Here is a 17,917-nt window from a genome sequence, read left to right as displayed (position 1 = left end):
ATGCGCCACCTCACTCCTCAAATTTTTCGTAGAAGAAACTTTGTTTCATCTTGTATCCGTAACGCTTCGGCTGGAAGATTTGTTCAGTCCCTCCGACGAAGAGGACCCCGCCCGGACGAAGCGAGCGGTGGAACGACTTGTACACTTTCTCTTTCGCCTCTTCCGTAAAGTAAATCAAAACGTTTCTACAGACGATCAAGTCAAAGTTACGTTCGTAGACGTCAGCGAGCAAGTTGTGCTTTTTGAACGTCACGAGTTTTTTAATCTCGTCCGAGACAAAATAGTCGTCATCTCGACGGGTGAAATAACGATCTCGAAACTCAGGCGGCAAATCGACGAGCGCCCGTTCATGATACTTCCCTTGTTTCGCTTTTTCGATCACCAAGTCATCTAGGTCAGTCGCTGTGATCGTGAACTGGGCGGGTGACAAATGCTTCGACAATAACATCGCAAGTGAATACGGTTCTTCTCCCGTCGAACAAGCCGCGCTCCAGACCCGGAGTTTCCCTTGGCTTCTACGAATGAGCTCAGGCAACACGTCCGTCTCGAGCTGTTGCCAGCGGACCGGGTTTCGATAAAACTCACTGACGTTGATCGTCATCCGGTCTAAAAATTCGTCGTACAAACCTCGGTCTGACTCCATCGCTTTAAAATACTCGATAAATGTGGCGTAGCCCTTCTTCTCGCGGAGCGCGACCATTCGTCTTTTCATTTGTGCTTCTTTGTATAAATTCAAGTCGATTCCAGACTTTAAATAAAACTTTTTTACGAAGATCGCATAATCATTTATCACCAGTTCTAACCTCAATTCTTTCTCTTATCCTAGATCATGTCGTGTCCGAACATACGAAAGCGCTTTAATGCAAATAGAAAAAGGGACAGGAGGCCCCGTCCCTTTTATCGTCATCAAACGTGTGATGTTTCAGTGGCGAACCAGAGCGATAATTCTCTCTCGGCACTTTCCACGCTGTCTGAACCATGGATGACGTTTTGTGACATTGTCGAGGCCAAGTCGCCACGAATCGTTCCCGGCTGCGCGTCGAGTGGGTTCGTCTTGCCAATCATCAACCGAGACACGGCGACGACGTTCTCGCCTTCCCACTCCATCGCGACGACCGGACCTGACGTCAAGAATGCGACGAGTTCTCCAAAGAACGGTTTTTCCTTATGTTCCGCATAGTGCGATTTTGCAACCTCAACTGACGGCGTCAGCATTTCGAGACGGTTCAACGTGTACCCTTTGTTCTCGAAACGTGTGATGATTTCCCCAATCAAACCACGCTTCACCCCGTCAGGTTTTACCATTAAAAATGTCTTTTCCATACCCCTAGTCCCCCTAAATCAATATGTGTACCATGTACTTTATCAGTTTACACGGTCATCTTCATTTTTGAAAGGGTTTACAAGGTGTGAACTACCATTTTCGTTTGCCGATATATTCGGCAATCTCAATCAACGACCGTTTGTCTTGAATATCCGGCAGTGAATCGAGTCGCTGAATCGCCCGACTCACGTAACGGTCGATCGTGCGTTGACTTCGTTCAAGCGTTCCGTTCCGTTGCACTTCGCGGACGAGCGTCCGGGTCATCTCATCGTTCGAGGCGTTCGTGACTTGCTGCAACCGCTCATAAAACACAGGATCTTCTGATGAATAGAAGAGCGGCAATGTTTTATGCCCATGCTTCAAATCTTCACCGACGGGCTTACCGAGTTGAAAACTCTTCGCCGTGAAATCGAGCAAATCATCCGTCATCTGAAACGCCATCCCGATATCGTAGCCGAACAACCGAAGTTGTTTGACGACGTCAGGTGACGCCCCGGAGACGACGGCCCCGGCCGCGCAACTCGTCTCGATCAAGAGTGCCGTCTTCCGGGCGATCCGGTCCAAGTACCGCTTCGGGGATTGCGCCCAGTCATATTGGTCTTGAATTTGATTGATCTCGCCGATACAGATCAGTTCCATCGTCTCCGCCATGATTTGCATCACTTCCGGGGAATCGACTTCGGACACGAGCCGAATCGCTTCCCCGAACAACGTATTACCGGTATACATGGCGACGCTCTCGTCATATCGTTCCATCACGGTCGGTTTTCCGCGGCGCAGTGTCGCGTCATCGATCACATCATCGTGAACGAGTGACGCCATATGAATCAGCTCGAGGCTCGCCGCAACTTTCGTCAGACGAATATCATTCCCAGTCCCAAATCCGGCACTGAGCAATACGAACGCCGGACGGATCCGCTTCCCCCCGGCATCTAGCAATTGTTTCGATGCGGCTTCGATCACCGGATGTTCCGTGTGGACCCGCGTCGACAAAAACCGATCAATCTGTTCGATTTCTCGGTTCATGTGGCGATAAAGTCGCTTTAAAGACATCGTTCACCACTTCTTTCCTAGGTGCATGGCGCACGCACCACCGGAAAACGCCTTGACTTCGACTTGCTCGAACCCGGCTTCTTCAAACATGCGCTTTAACGTCAACCGGTCAGGGAACTGATCCGTCGATTCTTGCAGCCACTTGTATTGATCATACGACCCGGCAAACACTTTGCCGAATAGCGGCATGACTGATCCAAAGTAAAATTTATAGAGCCCGCTGAATAGTGGTGCCGTCGGTTGGCTCGTCTCGAGACAGACCACGGTCCCGCCCGGTTTTAAGACGCGGTGCATCTCCCGGAGGACCGTCATATAATCCGGTACGTTCCGAAGGCCAAATCCGATCGTCACATAGTCGAATGAATGATCTCCGAACGGCAACTCCATCGCGTTCCCGTGAATGAGTTCGATCATCGGATAATCAGCCACTTTCTCGTGTCCGACAGCGAGCATATTTTCAGAAAAATCGAGTCCTTTGACGACCCCGGTGTTTCCGGCCGCCTCGGCGAGTTGAATCGTCCAATCGGCCGTCCCGCAGCAAACGTCCAAACATTTTGCGCCGGGGAACACTTGCATGCGCCGCATTGTCGCTCTGCGCCACCATTTATGCAGACGGAAACTGATGATCGAGTTCATCGTATCGTAGCTTGGCGAGATCGTTTGAAATACTTCATATACTTTTTGCTCTTTCTCTTTCGGTTGCAACACGTAACACCCTTTCCGTTCTAAGCGACAGCATGCGCGAGTAGTGTCGATAGCTGTTCTCTTTTTTCTTGGCGCAGTTCTGTTGCCTTCTGTTCGATGATTTCTTTCCCGTACGATGTCAAATAAGATTGACCTAGCAGTTCGGAAAACGTTTTGATTAATCCGAAGTTCGCTTCCATCCACGTCACAACAGCGACGTCCGTCCCCAAGGCGAGTGTGCACTTCGCGCCGTTCACAAGCTGCACGGTTCGACCGAAACGGTTGCTATAGTCCGCTGGAAACATCGCCAATATTTTATAAAATTGAGCCGAGGCGTAATCTCCGGCGAGCACTTTAAGTTGCCGTTCAAGGGACCCGTTCGGGCACTCCTTCACTTGATCGTGCAGCTCGAGTGCTTGATGGGCAAAATAAGTCGCGAGCACGAGCTGTCGATGTTGATGCGATTCGAGTTCAATCATGTCGATCATCCAACGAAGTAAAGGCATGTCGACTGCGGGTACAATCTCGTGTCTCGTCAAATACGGATGAGTCATACGTTGTTCGATTTGACGAGCAAGGTCGGTGACAACGCTTTCGTTTGTCAACTGTTCCATGCTATCCCCCCTCGTCCTCTTCGTTGTCATTCTGACATAGTATAGCACATTTTTGTCACATTCACGCCATGTGAACTTGCTTTCAACTACAAAAAAAGCCGCCTCTCGGCGACTTATGTATTGCTCATTATTTGACCGCATCTTTAAGCGCTTTACCTGCTTTGAAGGCAGGAACTTTGCTTGCAGGGATTTCGATATCTTCTTTCGTACGTGGGTTGCGACCTTTACGGGCAGCACGTTCACGAACTTCAAAAGTACCAAAACCGATCAATTGAATTTTCTCACCGCTTTGGAGTGCTTCAGTGATTGATTCAAACGTTGCTTCTACGATTTTCGTTGCGTCTTTTTTAGACACATCTGCTTTCTCGACAACTGCGTTGATCAATTCAGTTTTGTTCATCACGATTCACCTCCTCTCACAGAGAGTTTACGGGATTAATCATATCGTACAAACGTTGATATGACAACATTTTTTAAGCGAAAAGGTCATAAGCGGACACCTTGCTCGACTCAATTGTTTAAAAACTCGACCTCACCTTGGTCATTAATCGTATACCCTTGCGAATAAGCCGGAGCGAACGGTGCGTCATCGTAGAGCAAATAACGAATATCCTCTCCTACTTTCGGCTCGGCATCCGTGTTCTCGAGCACGGCTTCGATGTCAGCCCGGTAATCGACGAACAATTGACCAGTCCCATCCACATAGATCGGCAACTCGTTTTCCGTGTATGGGCTCGGGATGAACGGTTCTTCGGAGACGAAAACGAGGTCGTAATCGATCGTAAACTGATTCTTGCCGAGCGAACCTTTGAACGGATATTTCCCTTCTTTGACTCGGAACGAGTTGATATTCGTCTGCAGTTGTTGGAGGCGCTCGGTCACCCGCAAGTCAATCAGTTTGACCGTCGGCTCTGTCTCGGCGTCGACAAGGACGTATAAGAACAAGCCGCCCCCTTCGAAACTGTTTGCCGGCGGATCTGCCAAATAACCAGGGACGAGGCGGCTAAACTCGATCGGGTAACGTTCCATCAGCGGCGTCTCGGCCGGCTTTGTTTTGATCGGTAAGACACCGGTCGTCTCTTTGAACGAGTCGACCGCCGTCTGGACCGATTGCAACTGGTCCTCATAAGGCACGTTGTCGACCCGATTTGTTTCCGGGAACATACATCCGGCGAGCAGCGTCGCCGTCGCCAAACTGACGGCTAATAACATTCGTTTCACGGTTTACCCTCCTGTCGGTCCAGAAGCGACCACATAAATCATAATGATCGTTCCGAATAGAAAAATCACGAATGCGACGACTCGAATGAGCACCGCAAACCAGCCTGAAAGTTTCGTGTGGCTGACTGCCACCATGAGCGCAGCGACGGCAAACGCCCCAATCCCCGCAAATGAAATCCACATCTTGATGAGTGACGGTGTCACGTCTATCCCCTCGACTTTCTCTATAAATCTTACTCCGTAATTTAGTGTAGCAAAAAAAACAAAGGAACTGAACGAAAACGTCAGTTCCTTTGCTGTTATTCGCCCTCGAAATGGAAAACTTCTTCCATTTCATGTTTTTGCGGGCGTCTCATCAACTTTTTCACTTCATCATGCGGACTTTTTCCTTCGAACAGCACGTTGTAGAGCGCTTCCGTGATCGGCATGTCGACGCCGGCTTCGCGGGCAAGTGTATGCGCTGCTTCACAGGCACGCACACCTTCGACGACCATACCCATCTGATCGAGTACGTCTTCAAGCTTCTCCCCACGTCCGATGGCGTTACCAGCTCGCCAGTTTCGGCTGTGCTGTGACGTCGCGGTCACGATCAAATCACCGATCCCGGTCAAGCCCGAGAACGAGGCCGGGTTGGCGCCGAGTTTGACACCGAGCCGAGCGATCTCGACGATGCCGCGCGTCATGAGGGCAGCTTTCGCATTGTCGCCGTATCCGAGCCCGTCGGTCATCCCGGCGGCAAGGGCGATAATGTTTTTAAGCGCGCCCCCGTATTCCGCTCCGATGACGTCAGAGTTCAAATAGACTCGGAACTGATCGTTTGTGAGCAGTTCTTGAATCTCATCAGCGACAAATAAATCCTCACACGCGATGGTGATCGTCGTCGGTTTGCGGACGGCCACTTCCTCGGCGTGGGTCGGACCCGTCAATACACCGATGGCTCGACGTTTTGACGGATCGATCTCTTCAGCGATGATCTCAGACAACCGCTTATGCGTCTTCGGTTCGATCCCTTTTGCGGCATGAACGATCGTGACCGGTTCCGTGAGCAGATCGTTCACTTCACGGGAAACCGGACGAATCGCCGAGCTCGGGACGACGAGGAAAATGATCGAGCAATTTAGAACCGCCTCTTTCAAATCGGTCGTTGCCCGGATCGACGCCGGAAGCGGCACATCTTTCAAGTAAGTCGAATTCGTATGCGACGTGTTGATCTCATGGACGTGATCTTCCTCACGTCCGTAGAGCACGACGTCGTGTCCATTGTCAGCGAGGACGAGCGATAATGCCGTTCCCCAGCTTCCTGCACCAATGACAGCTACTTTTGCCATGTGAGGCACCCCCATTACTAGTTTTTCTGACGAGCCACGATGTGAATCGGTGTACCAGTAAAGTCAAACGCGCGGCGAATCTGGTTATCTAGATAACGTTTGTACGAGAAGTGAAGCAACTCGGGATCGTTGACGAACAACACGAACGTCGGTGGCTCGATCGCCACTTGCGTCGCATAGTTGATCTTGAGTCGTTGTCCTTTGTCCGTTGGTGTCGGGTTCATCGCGACCGCGTCGACGATGACATCGTTCAACACGCTCGTCGAAATACGCTGACGGTGTGATTCGGCAACTTGATTGATGACAGGAAGAAGCGTTTGCAACCGCTTCGACGTGAGTGCCGATAAGAATACGATTGGCGCGTAGTCGAGGAATAGGAATTCCTTGCGGATCTTCTCTTCCATCTTCTTCATCGTCTTGTCGTCTTTCTCGACAGCGTCCCATTTGTTGACGACGAGCACGATCGCTTTCCCTGCTTCGTGGGCAAGTCCTGCGACGCGTTTGTCTTGCTCGATGATGCCTTCTTCACCGTCGATGACGACGAGGACGACGTTCGAGCGTTCAATCGCCTTTTGGGCACGCATGACACTATAACGTTCCGTCGATTCGTACACTTTGCCGCGCTTACGCATACCGGCCGTATCGATGATGACGTACTCTTGTCCATCACGAGTGAACGGTGTATCGATCGCATCGCGCGTCGTTCCGGCGATCGCCGAGACGATAACACGTTCTTCACCGAGAATCGCGTTCGTCAAACTCGATTTCCCGACGTTCGGGCGTCCGATGAGCGAGAACTGAATGACATCTTCGTTGTATTCGTAATCGTCTTTGTCCGGCGCGAGTTCGAGGACACGATCTAACAGATCACCAAGACCGAGTCCGTGTGTTCCCGAGATCGGGAACGGGTCGCCAAACCCGAGCGAGTAGAACTCATACATGAGTTCACGCATCTCGAAGTTATCGACTTTGTTGACGGCAAGCACGATCGGCTTGTTCGAACGGAACAACAAGTTCGCGACTTCTTCATCCGCTGCCGTGATCCCTTCGCGACCGTTTACCATGAAGACGATGACGTCCGCCTCATCGATCGCGAGTTCGGCTTGATGACGCATCTGAACGAGAAGCGGCTCATCGCCGACCTCGATCCCGCCTGTGTCGATCAAATGAAACTTTCGGTTCAACCACTCACCCGTACCGTAAATACGGTCGCGTGTAACTCCCGGTTTGTCATCGACGATCGATACGCGATCACCGATGATCCGGTTGAAAATCGTGGATTTCCCAATATTCGGGCGGCCTACGATGGCCACTGCTGGAATTCCCATATAAACACCTCTTTAACTTTCATTCAAAAAATTATCGTTCTTATTTGCAACTGTACAATTATAGCACAGTCGAATATTAGTGACCATACAAAAAGAAGCGGGAGTATGACTCCCGCTTGAACGACCGTCTTATTTAGAATCGTCCGAGGCGTTCTCACCTGTCAGTTCAGATACAGAGAATCCGCCTTGATCGCTATATTCGTCAAGCAGCGACTGCTCTTCATCATCGCGTGAACCGTCTTCTGATTCGAGTGCACGCATCGACAATGAGATTTTCTTCTCATCGAGATGGACGTCGAGCACTTTCACTTTCACTTCTTGTCCTTCAGACAAGACTTCAGATGGCGTCGCGATGTGTCGGTTCGCAATCTGAGAAATGTGGAGCAACCCTTCGACTTGCGGCGCGACTTCGACGAACGCACCAAACGTGACGATACGTTTGACTTTCCCCGCGATCACGTCCCCAGGTTGAATCTTGCCTTCAACCGATTCCCACGGTCCCGGTTGCGTCTCTTTGATCGACAATTTCACTTTTTCATTGTCGAGGTCAAGACCAAGTACTTTCACTTTCACTTTGTCACCTTCTGTGACGACATCACTCGGTTTTTCAACACGACTATGAGCCATCTCAGAAATATGGACGAGACCGTCGACGCCGCCGATATCGACGAACGCACCAAAGTCAGTCAGACGTTGGACGGTTCCTTCGATAATTTGACCGACCTCGAGCGATTCAAGCGTTTCCGCCTTCTTCGCACTCATCTCTGCCTCTGCCACCGCTTTATGCGACAAGATGACGCGATTTTTTTCGCGGTCCATCTCGACGACTTTAACCGTAATCGGCTTATGCAAGTATGATGAGAAATCTTCGACGAAGTGGTTTTCTACGAGTGAAGCCGGGATAAAGCCGCGGATGCCGATATCGACAACAAGACCGCCTTTGACCTTATCTTTCACCATGACTTCAAATACTTCGCCCGATTCGAATTTTTCAACGATTTGATCCCAAGCTGCCTCGGCATCTACGTCTTTCTTCGATACGACAACCTCTTCATCCGTGACCTTTTTCACTTTGACACGGATTTCGTCGTTGACATGGAGTGATTCGTTTAAATCGTCTAAATGCATGCTTGATACTTCGCTGATTGGCAAAATCGCCTCGGTTTTGTAACCGATATCAATTAACGCTTGCTTGTCCTCGATTTTGACGACGATACCGGTCACGATTTGACCTCGATTAATTTCAAAATCAGGCATATCTTTCATTTCTTCGACCATTCCAACACTACCCCCTCACGATGAGTACAAAAAGGAGCGCCCTAAGGCGCTTAACACCTAGTATAAACTTCTTATAATTCGACAGATTTGTCAAGGTGTTATCAGGTTTGTTCCTCTGATTGCAACAGATTAAACCTGAAATTAGCGAACGTTCTGTGAATGGGTCATGTACAGTTCGGCGATTGTCGCCATGATCAAATCGGCGGCGTCTTGGGCACTCGCTTTGTCCGCTTTCAGTTGCGAGAAGTCGATCGGCTCGCCGATGACGACCTTCAACTTCGAACGGAACTTGTATTTACCGATGATCGCGATCGGAAGGACGGCAGCGTTTGAACGGAGGGCAAAAAAACCGACACCCGCCTGCGCCTTACCGAGCGATCCGTCTTTCGAACGGGTCCCTTCCGGAAAGATCGAGATGACCTCGTCCTCTTTCAACTTCTGAAGAACAGTACGTAGCGCTTGACGGTCCCCTTCCCCGCGTGACACCGGGATTTGCCCGGAGCGTGTCAAAATCCGTTTTAAAACCGGGACATCGAACAGCTCTTTTTTTGCAAAAAAACGAATTGGCCGTTGCTTCGGCATGGCACTGGCCAACAAGACCGGGTCCCAGTTCGACTGGTGGTTCGAACAGACGATGATCGAGCCGTCCTCAGGTACATTCTCACGACCGACATACTCGACGCGGAAGCTGAGCAGACGCATGATTCGAACGACGCCGACCGTTAACCGATACATCCCGAACGGGCCGTTGTTGAGCGGCTTCATCGTCCGACCACCTGTTCCATGAGCTGTTCAACAGCCGTGACGACACCATCGATCGACAAATGGGTCGTGTCGAGGAAGTGGGCGTCATCCGCTTGACGGAGTGGAGCGACGACGCGCTCCGAGTCCCGTTTATCACGCAAGGCGATCTCTTGTTTCAATTGTTCGAAATCGCTCGGGAGACCCTTTGACACGTTCTCCTCGTGGCGACGACGGGCACGTTCCTCGACGGTCGCGGTCATGAACACTTTCAAGTCTGCCTCAGGCAATACGTGCGTCCCGATGTCACGACCGTCCATGACGATGCCGCCGTCCCGAGCCAAGTCCCGTTGTAAATCCATAAGTGCGTCCCGGACCTCAGGCTGTCTTGCGACAAAACTGACGTTGTTCGTCACTTCACTCGTCCGAATGACTTCGGTCACTTCCTCGTCACCGTCAAACACGCGTTGCCCGCTCTCGCTCGGGACGAGACGTAACTCCATCTTGCCGATCATCTCAGCGAGGGCGGGGCCGTCTTCTAATCCGACGTGTTGCTCGAGCGCGCGATATGTGACAGCCCGGTAGATTGCCCCGGTATCGATGTACACGTAACCTAACTTTTTAGCGAGCGTTTTAGCGATCGTGCTCTTGCCGGCTCCTGCCGGCCCATCTAATGCGATTTGTAGCGGTTTAGTCATAAAAATTGGGTATCGGCTCATTCCGATACCCACCTCCTCTCGGTCGTTTGTTCCGAGAACATCATACCAGTTTTTTAACGTGAAGAAAATACGGAGCCGGTCCGTTTTCTGGCTTCGAGCTGGGCCCGGAAACAATAACGTAAAATCGTCTCCTGATCACGAGGCGTCAAATCCTCAAAACAAAGTGACAGCTCGTGCTTTACGGCCTGCTCTTGAACCCGGACGAGACGGCTCTTGACGCGGAACGTCTGGGGTATCCCTCGCTCGTCCTCGATCCGGAATACGACGATGACCGACTCATCGACGTCGACCGGCGAACGGTTCGCCACGACACGCATCCCGCCGGCCGACACGTCTAGTGACGTCGTCTCGAATGACGGAAACGCTTCGCCGTCTGCCGCGAGCACCGTCACGTTGATCATCTCCGGCACGCGCAAGTACTCGCGACGTTGGACGCGCTTGATTTTTTTCTCATCCGGCAAGTTAAACGCATAGCGAAGCGTCAGCTGGGCGTCACTGATCCGTTTCGTGACGACTGAATCGAAAGCGTACAGTTGATCTTCGCCTTTGAAAAAGTACAAACGCATCGGTTCATCCTCATGCAAAAAAAACGTCTTTAGCGTCGCAATCTCGCTCGGAGATTCGATCCAGACGACACCGCCGTTAATGGCAGCGATTTTCGTCTTCCCTTCGTTTCTCCCTTCAACTTCAACTCGTAACTCTTGACCAACTTTTAACATGAACCCGTTCCCCTTTTATCTATTTGTATTGACGACGATTTGATCGATTTGCAGTGCGGACGAGCAAGAGCGCGACCATCCATAAAATGACGATATAGAGCACGGCCGGCACCTTGTTCGTCGATTCAACGAGTAAGATATAGTCAAACATTCCGTGTAGCAACGTTGCCGACATGACAGCGGTGAACAGCCAAAACCGTTCATGCGCGGAGTGTTTGGCCCGACCGAGACAAAAGCCCATTGCCACGGCGAAGAGCGCATGGCCGCTCACCGGTAAGACGGCTCGCCAAATCGCAATCTCGAGCGAGTCATAAACCCACAAGTATAGAAAATTCTCCAACGTGGCAAAGCCGAGTGAACAGGCGACCGCATAGAGAATCCCGTCGTAGTAATCATCAAAAACTTTATGTATGTATATTGTATAATAGATCATGAACCATTTAAAAAATTCTTCTAATAGAGCGGTGGCGACGAACGCTTGCCAAAACGGGCCGACAAGGACCCCTTCTTCCACAAACGCATATTGGACGAACATGATCGGAAAGACAAGAATGGCACCGGCGACAAACGAACGAATCACATAGCCGAGCGGTTCCGCTTCCAACTCATGCCGTAAATAGAAGTAGGAAAGAAGGGCGAATCCTGGCGCAACCGCAGACAAGGCGATTGCAATCATGATGCATCTCTCCTTTCTATCGTTAAGCATACACTGAATAAGCCGAAAGAAAAAGTAGCTAACGCCTAGAAAATGGAAGAAAAGGACAAAAAAAGTTGGAGGTCGACTATGAATCATCTATTACTCATCCATACCGGCGGCACGATCGCGATGTCGCAGACCGGTTCGGGCCACGTCTCACCAAGTGAGGTCAATCCGATTGACGCGACGTTGCCGAAAGCGACCGACATCGCAAAAATTACGACGAAGCACTTCTCAAACATTCCGTCTCCTCATATGACGCCCGAGAAGATGCTCGAGCTCGCCCAGTTCATCGCGCAGCAGTTGACGCAAGACACGTACGACGGCGTCGTCATCACCCACGGGACCGACACGCTCGAGGAGACGGCGTACTTCCTGCAGATCACGCTCGGTGCCCCCGTGCCGATCGTCTTGACAGGGGCGATGCGCTCGTCGAACGAGATCGGGTCGGACGGCGAGTTTAATCTCATCACGGCGCTCCGGGTCGCAAGGAGCGAAGCCGCACGTGGCAAAGGGGTGCTCGTCGTCTTCAACGGCGAGATCCACTCGGCGTTCAACGTCACGAAGACGCACACCTCTTCCGTCGACACGTTCAAATCGGTCCACTTCGGAAACGTCGGGATGGTGACGAAGGACCACGTCCTCATCTACAGCCAACCGACAACGAGACAGCCGAAGATGATTCCAGCGATCACGAAACGGGTCGCCGTGTTGAAAGTTGTCGCCGGCATGGAGCCTGACTTGCTAGAAGCCGTGCTCGACCTCGGCTACGACGGGCTCGTCCTTGAAGTGCTCGGTCAAGGAAACGTTCCACCATCGATCGTCCCGGCACTCGAACGACTCGTCGACCACATCCCGGTCGTCATCGTCAGCCGCTGTTTTAACGGTATCGTTCAAGACGTGTACGGGTATGAGGGTGGCGGTAAACAACTGAAAGAGATGGGCATCATCTTCTCGAACGGTCTCAATTCGCAAAAAGCACGGCTCCGTCTTCTCGTCGAGCTCGAATCAGGCTCATCGCAACCGGTCATGGAACACAGCTTCAGCTTCCAGCAGTGACTTGCCATCTCAGCTTTCGTTCCATACAATGAGGGATGAGGTGATTTCATTGGACAAACACGCGATCATTGTCGGCGCCGGCCCGTGCGGCCTGTCGGCGGCAATCGAATTAGAACGGATCGGTATCTCGTGCACGATCATCGAACGAGGCAACATCGTCGATGCGATTTACCGCTATCCGACCCATCAGACGTTTTTCTCATCAGCCACTTTGCTTGAAATCGGGGATATCCCGTTCATCTGTAAAGACTTAAAACCACATCGCCAAGACGCGCTCGTCTATTATCGTGAAGTCGTGAGCCGGACCGGGCTTGTCGTCAAACCGTTCGAGACGGTCGAATCGGTCGACCGTCGTGCCGACAAATTCATCGTCCGGTCCCGTCACGACCGCCACGGCGTCACAGAACACCTTGCCGACTTCGTCGTTCTCGCGACCGGGTACTACGGACGGCCCCGCAAGTTAGACGTCCCGGGAGAAGAACTCCCGCACGTGACCCATTATTTCAAAGAAGCACATCCGTTTTATCGGCAACACGTCACCGTCATCGGCGGAAAGAACTCGGCGGTCGATGCGGCCATCGAACTCGAGAAAGCCGGGGCATACGTCACGGTGCTCTACCGCGGTGACGGCTATAGCCCATCGGTCAAACCATGGGTACTACCCGCTTTTGACTCCCTCGTTCGTCATGAAAAAGTACGTCTTGAGCTCGAGGCCGAGATCATTCGCATCGAACAGGACCATGTCGTCTATCGACAACATGGCGAAGAGAAACGGGTCGCAACGGACCACGTCCTCGCCATGACCGGTTACTTGCCTGACCACGGGCTGTTCTCGGCAGCCGGTGTGCTCGTCGACGACGAGACCGGCATCCCGCAGTTTGATGAGGCGACGTATGAGACAAACGTCGATAACCTGTTCATCGCCGGCGTCGTCGCGGCCGGGAACGATGCCAACAAAATCTTCATCGAAAACGGCCGTTTTCACGGCCAAGCGATCGCCGAAGCGCTTCGGGAGCGCATCGGTGTGACATCGTCATAAACTTGTTCAACTAAAATGAGGAAGGACCCGACTGCGGGTCCTTCCTCATTTTGCGATGTTCATCGGCAAGTCGCCATCACACCCAGCCACGGAAGCGTGAGGCCTCCGCCATTTTACGGACACCGACCATATAGGCAGCGAGACGCATGTCGACTTTCCGGGCTGATGATGTGTTGTATACCGTATTGAACGAATGGACGAGCACTTTTTCAAGCTTCGTTTCGACTTCTTCTTCCGTCCAGTAATAACCTTGATTGTTTTGGACCCATTCGAAGTAAGAGACTGTCACGCCACCGCTTGAAGCGAGGACGTCAGGGACGAGCAAGATGCCGCGTTCTGTCAAAATACGCGTCGCTTCGTTCGTCGTCGGTCCGTTCGCCGCCTCGACGATGATCGACGCTTTGATGTTATCGGCGTTATCTTCAGTGATCTGGTTCTCGATCGCGGCCGGGACTAAAATGTCACAGTCGAGCTCGAGCATCTCTTTGTTCGAAATCGTGTTTTTGAACAGTGTCGAGATCGTCCCGAACGAGTCGCGTCGATCGAGCAAATACGGGATGTCAAGTCCGTTCTCATCATAGATCGCGCCATACGCGTCACTGACAGCGATGACTTTCGCTCCCACGTCGTGCATGAACTTCGATAAGAAGCTTCCGGCGTTACCAAATCCTTGGACGACGACGCGCGCGCCTTTCAACTCGATCCCACGGCGAAGCGACGCCTCCCGGATCATGATGGCGACACCTTTTGCCGTCGCCGTCTCGCGACCGTGTGAACCACCGAGCACGAGCGGCTTACCGGTGATGAAGCCCGGTGAGTTGAATTCATCGATACGGCTGTACTCATCCATCATCCATGCCATGATCTGCGAGTTCGTAAACACATCAGGCGCCGGGATATCTTTGGTCGGACCTACGATTTGGCTGATCGCTCGAACGTAGCCGCGGCTCAACCGTTCGATTTCACGGAAACTCATCTCACGCGGATCGCAAACGATGCCCCCTTTACCGCCACCGTAAGGAAGGTCGACGATACCGGCCTTCAGGCTCATCCATATCGACAGCGCCTTGACTTCTACTTCCGTCACGCTCGGGTGGAAGCGAATCCCACCTTTCGTCGGGCCGACAGCATCGTTATGTTGCGCCCGATAGCCAGTGAAGATCTTCGTCGAACCGTCGTCCATGCGGACAGGGATACGCACGGTCAACATCCGAAGCGGCTCTTTCAACAGCTCGTACATCTCTTCTGGATAACCGAGTTTCTCGAGCGCCTCGTGGACAACTTCCTGTGTCGATTCAAGGATGTTTTTTCGTTTTTGATGACCTTTTTCTTGATCCGTAATCATGAAGGTTTCCTCCCCTAAATTGTCAATTCTCCCCCAAGAATCAACCTCGTATTCGTTTAAAAGTATAGCCGATAAGCAAGCATTTTGAAAGGGTTTTACAAAAATAATGAAAGCGTTCTCTAAAAAGCGGAGAAGGGGAATCCCTTCTTATTTTTCTAAGGCGAGCGCGATGAAACGCTCTAGCAATTCACCGTAAGAAATACCGGCGACGTTCGCACTGTCCGGGAACAAACTGAGCGGCGTCATCCCCGGGAGCGTGTTCGTCTCGAGGATGTAGGCCAATCCTTGCTCCGACACTAAGAAATCAGAACGTGAATAGCCGCTGCAGCCGAGGGCACGGTGCGCCTCAATCGCGGCCGCTTGCACTTCTTTCGTCAACACCTCCGGCAACTCCGCCGGACAGACGTGAATCGACCCGCCTTCCGAATACTTAGACTCGTAGTCGTAAAATTCATTCTTCGGGATGATCTCGATGACCGGGAGGGCGTGCTCGTTCCCACGGTTGCCGAGCACCGGAACGGTCAGCTCACGACCTTTGATGTACTGTTCGACCAACACGGCCGTATCACATTGGAACGCCTTGGCGATGCCCGCGCGTAGCATCGACTCGTCGGTCGCGATCGTCAGTCCGTTCGAAGAGCCTTCTTGCGCCGGTTTGACGACACAAGGAAACTCACCGCCCCATTCGGCCACCTTCAAATCGAGGTCATCCCCTGCTTGGACGAGGACGTCACGGGCGACACGAATACCTGAAGCGGCGAAAATGATTTTCGCGCGTGCCTTGTCCATCGCGAGAGCCGAAGCCAAGACGCCCGACCCTGTATAAGGGAGCTGCGCCATCTCGAGGAGCGACTGGACGCGACCGTCTTCTCCATACTTGCCGTGCAGGGCACTGACGACGACGTCTGCTTGAAGCGTCAATAACTCTTCAGCCCGATCCGGGTGAAAATCAATGGCCACGACTTCATGACCCCGTGCCTCTAACGCTTCGATCATACCTTTACCACTCGTAAGCGACACTTCACGCTCACCCGATACTCCACCATATAAAACAGCGACTTTCATCATATCTCTCCTTCAGCTAACTTCTCAAAAATTCAAGTTTTATCATACCATGTGTCAGCTGAAAACAATAGAAACAGAATAGTAAAAAAGCCGTACTTACGCGAACGTATCGTACAGCTGTTTCACTGCTTGTTCAGTTTGGATGGTCTTCCCGTACTCCATCATGAGATACGGGCTGACGGTCGTCGTCTTGCCATATTCAGACAGGATGGCGGCGAGCCGTTCCTCGACTTGCGGTTTGAGAACTTCTACAAAATGTAAGTAGTAGCGGCCGTCATAATGATAGAGTGCCCCACCTTGGTCGGTATCTTGCATATGCGGAAACGCACAAATCGACGCATTGATCACGTCTTCAATATCGTCAAACTGATAAATCAAATGGTGGATCACATCGATCGTCAAGCGAATCTCGACTTGTTCTTGGTCCGACTCCGCGACGACCGTATCGACTTTTTGAACATCGATGACGAGTCCATCGCGTGGAAACATCGTCACATTCAAGTCGACAGCACCTTGCGGCATGAACCCATATTCGGCCTCGGCCGTTTCAAGCAATTCCCGCCATAGTTCTTGACCGCTCTCTCCGACAATCGTATCGATGGCGATCCCTCGAATCGATAAGTCGCTCGCAGTCAAGTATACCCTCAAATGTTCTTTTGTCTGTTTTTCAAATCTCAAACGAAAACCTCCAAAGAAAAATCATTCTACTTAATAAGCTACTCCCGTTTTGTCGACCTGTCAAATGGTTGACAACCACTCGTTCCAAGCTTCGGGCGTATCTCCTAGAAACGCTCCTTCAAATTGCGACGCTTGTTGACTGACGGCGTATCCACCCGCACCGATGACGAGGTCTGGATGCTCCGCTTGAATGTAACGCATCGCTTCTTGAAGATTGGCAATGTGCTCAGTCAACGTACATGAAAAGATTAAACATTTCGCGTCGATATCATGGAGCGCCATGCTCAAATCCTCTTTCGGGAACCCCGATCCGAGGAAAATGACGTCAAAGCCGTATTGTCTTAAATAGAGTGTCACGAACAAAAGGCCGATTTCATGCATCTCACCCGGGGCGCAGACGCAAATGATCCGGGGCAAAAATGGATTCATCGGCATTTGAAGAGACAACGTCGACAAGCGGGCTCGGAAAAAGGACGTCGCAAAGTGTTCGTGCGCGATCGTGACCTCCCCATTTTCCCAGCGTGTGCCGATATCCATCAGCAACGGGCTAATGATATCTTTCGTCACTTTTTCAAAACTGAACGTGTTGAAGGCACGGTTCATCAAATCGTGCGCTTTCCGTTCATCAAATTTGAGCAGCGCGTCCATTAATCCATCCTTCAATTCTTCGTCGTAGAGACGAGCGGGTTTCGGCTTCGGTGCCTCGTGAAGTTGCTGAATCGCTTGCGAGACGGTCAACCCTTCCCGTTGTTTTTCAACGACCCATTTGATTTTTTCGACGTCTTTGTCGGAATACAACCGGTGACCCGAATCGGTCCGACTCGGCTCGATAAACTGATAACGACGCTCCCAAGCCCGAATCGTCGTCGGGTTCACACCGGTCAGTGACGCGACCGTCTTGATGGAGTACTTCGGCATAGCAGCCCTCCTCTCCTACAGGTTCTTCTCTTTAAGTATAGACCCATCATTTCAGCTTTACCTGTTTTATTGTGCAAATTTGTGAGAAACAGGTGTGACTTTTCCAA

The 17,917-nt window shown here is 51.6% G+C and carries 21 protein-coding genes; 2 read left to right on the top strand and 19 right to left on the bottom strand.

The genetic code is table 11. The annotated features are described in order from the left end of the window. Positions 1-10 precede the first annotated feature (10 nt). The 15 genes from EVJ20_RS02445 to prsW all read right to left on the bottom strand — a co-directional run bounded on the left by EVJ20_RS02445 (position 11) and on the right by prsW (position 11,685). Positions 11-790 (bottom strand): CheR family methyltransferase, encoded by a 780-nt coding sequence (locus EVJ20_RS02445; protein ID WP_070327943.1) that lies wholly within the window; start codon positions 788-790, stop codon positions 11-13. Positions 791-906: 116 nt separating this feature from the next. Beyond that, a complete protein-coding gene (gene ndk, locus EVJ20_RS02440; RefSeq protein WP_131489824.1) occupies positions 907-1,323 on the bottom strand; it encodes a nucleoside-diphosphate kinase in 417 nt (138 codons plus the stop codon). A 91-nt stretch (positions 1,324-1,414) separates the two neighbouring features. Beyond that, entirely contained in the window at positions 1,415-2,377 is a 963-nt protein-coding gene (locus EVJ20_RS02435; protein WP_071399653.1) for a polyprenyl synthetase family protein, read from the bottom strand. A gap of 3 nt (positions 2,378-2,380) precedes the next feature. Next, positions 2,381-3,082: a demethylmenaquinone methyltransferase gene (locus EVJ20_RS02430; RefSeq protein ID WP_035386712.1), complete on the bottom strand. Its 702-nt coding sequence runs from the start codon at positions 3,080-3,082 to the stop codon at positions 2,381-2,383. 20 nt (positions 3,083-3,102) lie between these two features. Next, positions 3,103-3,675 (bottom strand): heptaprenyl diphosphate synthase component 1, encoded by a 573-nt coding sequence (locus tag EVJ20_RS02425; protein ID WP_071399652.1) that lies wholly within the window; start codon positions 3,673-3,675, stop codon positions 3,103-3,105. Between the two features lie 127 nt (positions 3,676-3,802). Further along, positions 3,803-4,078 (bottom strand): HU family DNA-binding protein, encoded by a 276-nt coding sequence (locus EVJ20_RS02420; protein WP_198010937.1) that lies wholly within the window; start codon positions 4,076-4,078, stop codon positions 3,803-3,805. A 107-nt stretch (positions 4,079-4,185) separates the two neighbouring features. Continuing rightward, the gene (locus tag EVJ20_RS02415) at positions 4,186-4,887 is read right to left on the bottom strand and encodes a hypothetical protein (protein WP_201738990.1); all 702 of its coding nucleotides are present in this window, start codon (positions 4,885-4,887) and stop codon (positions 4,186-4,188) included. A 12-nt stretch (positions 4,888-4,899) separates the two neighbouring features. Next, complete coding sequence (locus tag EVJ20_RS02410) at positions 4,900-5,100, bottom strand: DUF2768 domain-containing protein (RefSeq protein ID WP_070327435.1); 201 nt, start codon at positions 5,098-5,100, stop codon at positions 4,900-4,902. Between the two features lie 95 nt (positions 5,101-5,195). Beyond that, complete coding sequence (locus EVJ20_RS02405; RefSeq protein WP_131440198.1) at positions 5,196-6,224, bottom strand: NAD(P)H-dependent glycerol-3-phosphate dehydrogenase; 1,029 nt, start codon at positions 6,222-6,224, stop codon at positions 5,196-5,198. 17 nt (positions 6,225-6,241) lie between these two features. Then, complete coding sequence (der, locus tag EVJ20_RS02400; RefSeq protein ID WP_035386714.1) at positions 6,242-7,552, bottom strand: ribosome biogenesis GTPase Der; 1,311 nt, start codon at positions 7,550-7,552, stop codon at positions 6,242-6,244. A gap of 129 nt (positions 7,553-7,681) precedes the next feature. Then, entirely contained in the window at positions 7,682-8,830 is a 1,149-nt protein-coding gene (rpsA, locus tag EVJ20_RS02395; protein ID WP_070327437.1) for a 30S ribosomal protein S1, read from the bottom strand. A 141-nt stretch (positions 8,831-8,971) separates the two neighbouring features. Further along, positions 8,972-9,595 carry a lysophospholipid acyltransferase family protein gene (locus tag EVJ20_RS02390; protein ID WP_131443335.1) on the bottom strand — a complete coding sequence of 208 codons (624 nt, stop codon included), beginning with the start codon at positions 9,593-9,595 and terminating at the stop codon, positions 8,972-8,974. Continuing rightward, on the bottom strand, positions 9,592-10,269 hold the full coding sequence (cmk, locus tag EVJ20_RS02385) for a (d)CMP kinase (protein WP_070327439.1): 678 nt from the start codon (positions 10,267-10,269) through the stop codon (positions 9,592-9,594). Before cmk ends, EVJ20_RS02390 begins: the two co-directional genes overlap by 4 nt. 74 nt (positions 10,270-10,343) lie before the next feature. After that, positions 10,344-11,009 (bottom strand): flagellar brake protein, encoded by a 666-nt coding sequence (locus EVJ20_RS02380; RefSeq protein ID WP_131465242.1) that lies wholly within the window; start codon positions 11,007-11,009, stop codon positions 10,344-10,346. Positions 11,010-11,028: 19 nt separating this feature from the next. Beyond that, a complete protein-coding gene (prsW, locus tag EVJ20_RS02375; RefSeq protein ID WP_070327441.1) occupies positions 11,029-11,685 on the bottom strand; it encodes a glutamic-type intramembrane protease PrsW in 657 nt (218 codons plus the stop codon). 108 nt (positions 11,686-11,793) lie between these two features. Between prsW and EVJ20_RS02370 the strand changes: the two genes are divergently transcribed. Together EVJ20_RS02370 and EVJ20_RS02365 are read left to right on the top strand one after the other, a co-directional pair. Next, entirely contained in the window at positions 11,794-12,765 is a 972-nt protein-coding gene (locus tag EVJ20_RS02370; RefSeq protein WP_070327442.1) for an asparaginase, read from the top strand. 28 nt (positions 12,766-12,793) lie between these two features. Beyond that, positions 12,794-13,804 (top strand): YpdA family putative bacillithiol disulfide reductase, encoded by a 1,011-nt coding sequence (locus tag EVJ20_RS02365; protein ID WP_131507416.1) that lies wholly within the window; start codon positions 12,794-12,796, stop codon positions 13,802-13,804. A 76-nt stretch (positions 13,805-13,880) separates the two neighbouring features. Here EVJ20_RS02365 and EVJ20_RS02360 read toward each other — a convergent pair whose 3' ends face one another. The 4 genes from EVJ20_RS02360 to EVJ20_RS02345 all read right to left on the bottom strand — a co-directional run bounded on the left by EVJ20_RS02360 (position 13,881) and on the right by EVJ20_RS02345 (position 17,810). Beyond that, a complete protein-coding gene (locus EVJ20_RS02360; protein WP_070327444.1) occupies positions 13,881-15,149 on the bottom strand; it encodes a Glu/Leu/Phe/Val family dehydrogenase in 1,269 nt (422 codons plus the stop codon). A gap of 147 nt (positions 15,150-15,296) precedes the next feature. Continuing rightward, positions 15,297-16,214, bottom strand: a complete 918-nt coding sequence (locus EVJ20_RS02355) for a D-alanine--D-alanine ligase (RefSeq protein WP_131506963.1) — start codon at positions 16,212-16,214, stop codon at positions 15,297-15,299. Between the two features lie 96 nt (positions 16,215-16,310). Next, entirely contained in the window at positions 16,311-16,892 is a 582-nt protein-coding gene (locus tag EVJ20_RS02350) for an adaptor protein MecA (protein ID WP_131440208.1), read from the bottom strand. Positions 16,893-16,952: 60 nt separating this feature from the next. After that, positions 16,953-17,810 (bottom strand): MerR family transcriptional regulator, encoded by an 858-nt coding sequence (locus EVJ20_RS02345; RefSeq protein WP_131506961.1) that lies wholly within the window; start codon positions 17,808-17,810, stop codon positions 16,953-16,955. Between the last annotated feature and the right edge of the window lie 107 nt (positions 17,811-17,917).

Source organism: Exiguobacterium sp. SH0S1, assembly GCF_004337165.1.
Classification (GTDB): domain Bacteria; phylum Bacillota; class Bacilli; order Exiguobacteriales; family Exiguobacteriaceae; genus Exiguobacterium; species Exiguobacterium aurantiacum_A.
This window is presented reverse-complemented; position numbering and strand designations above follow the sequence as displayed.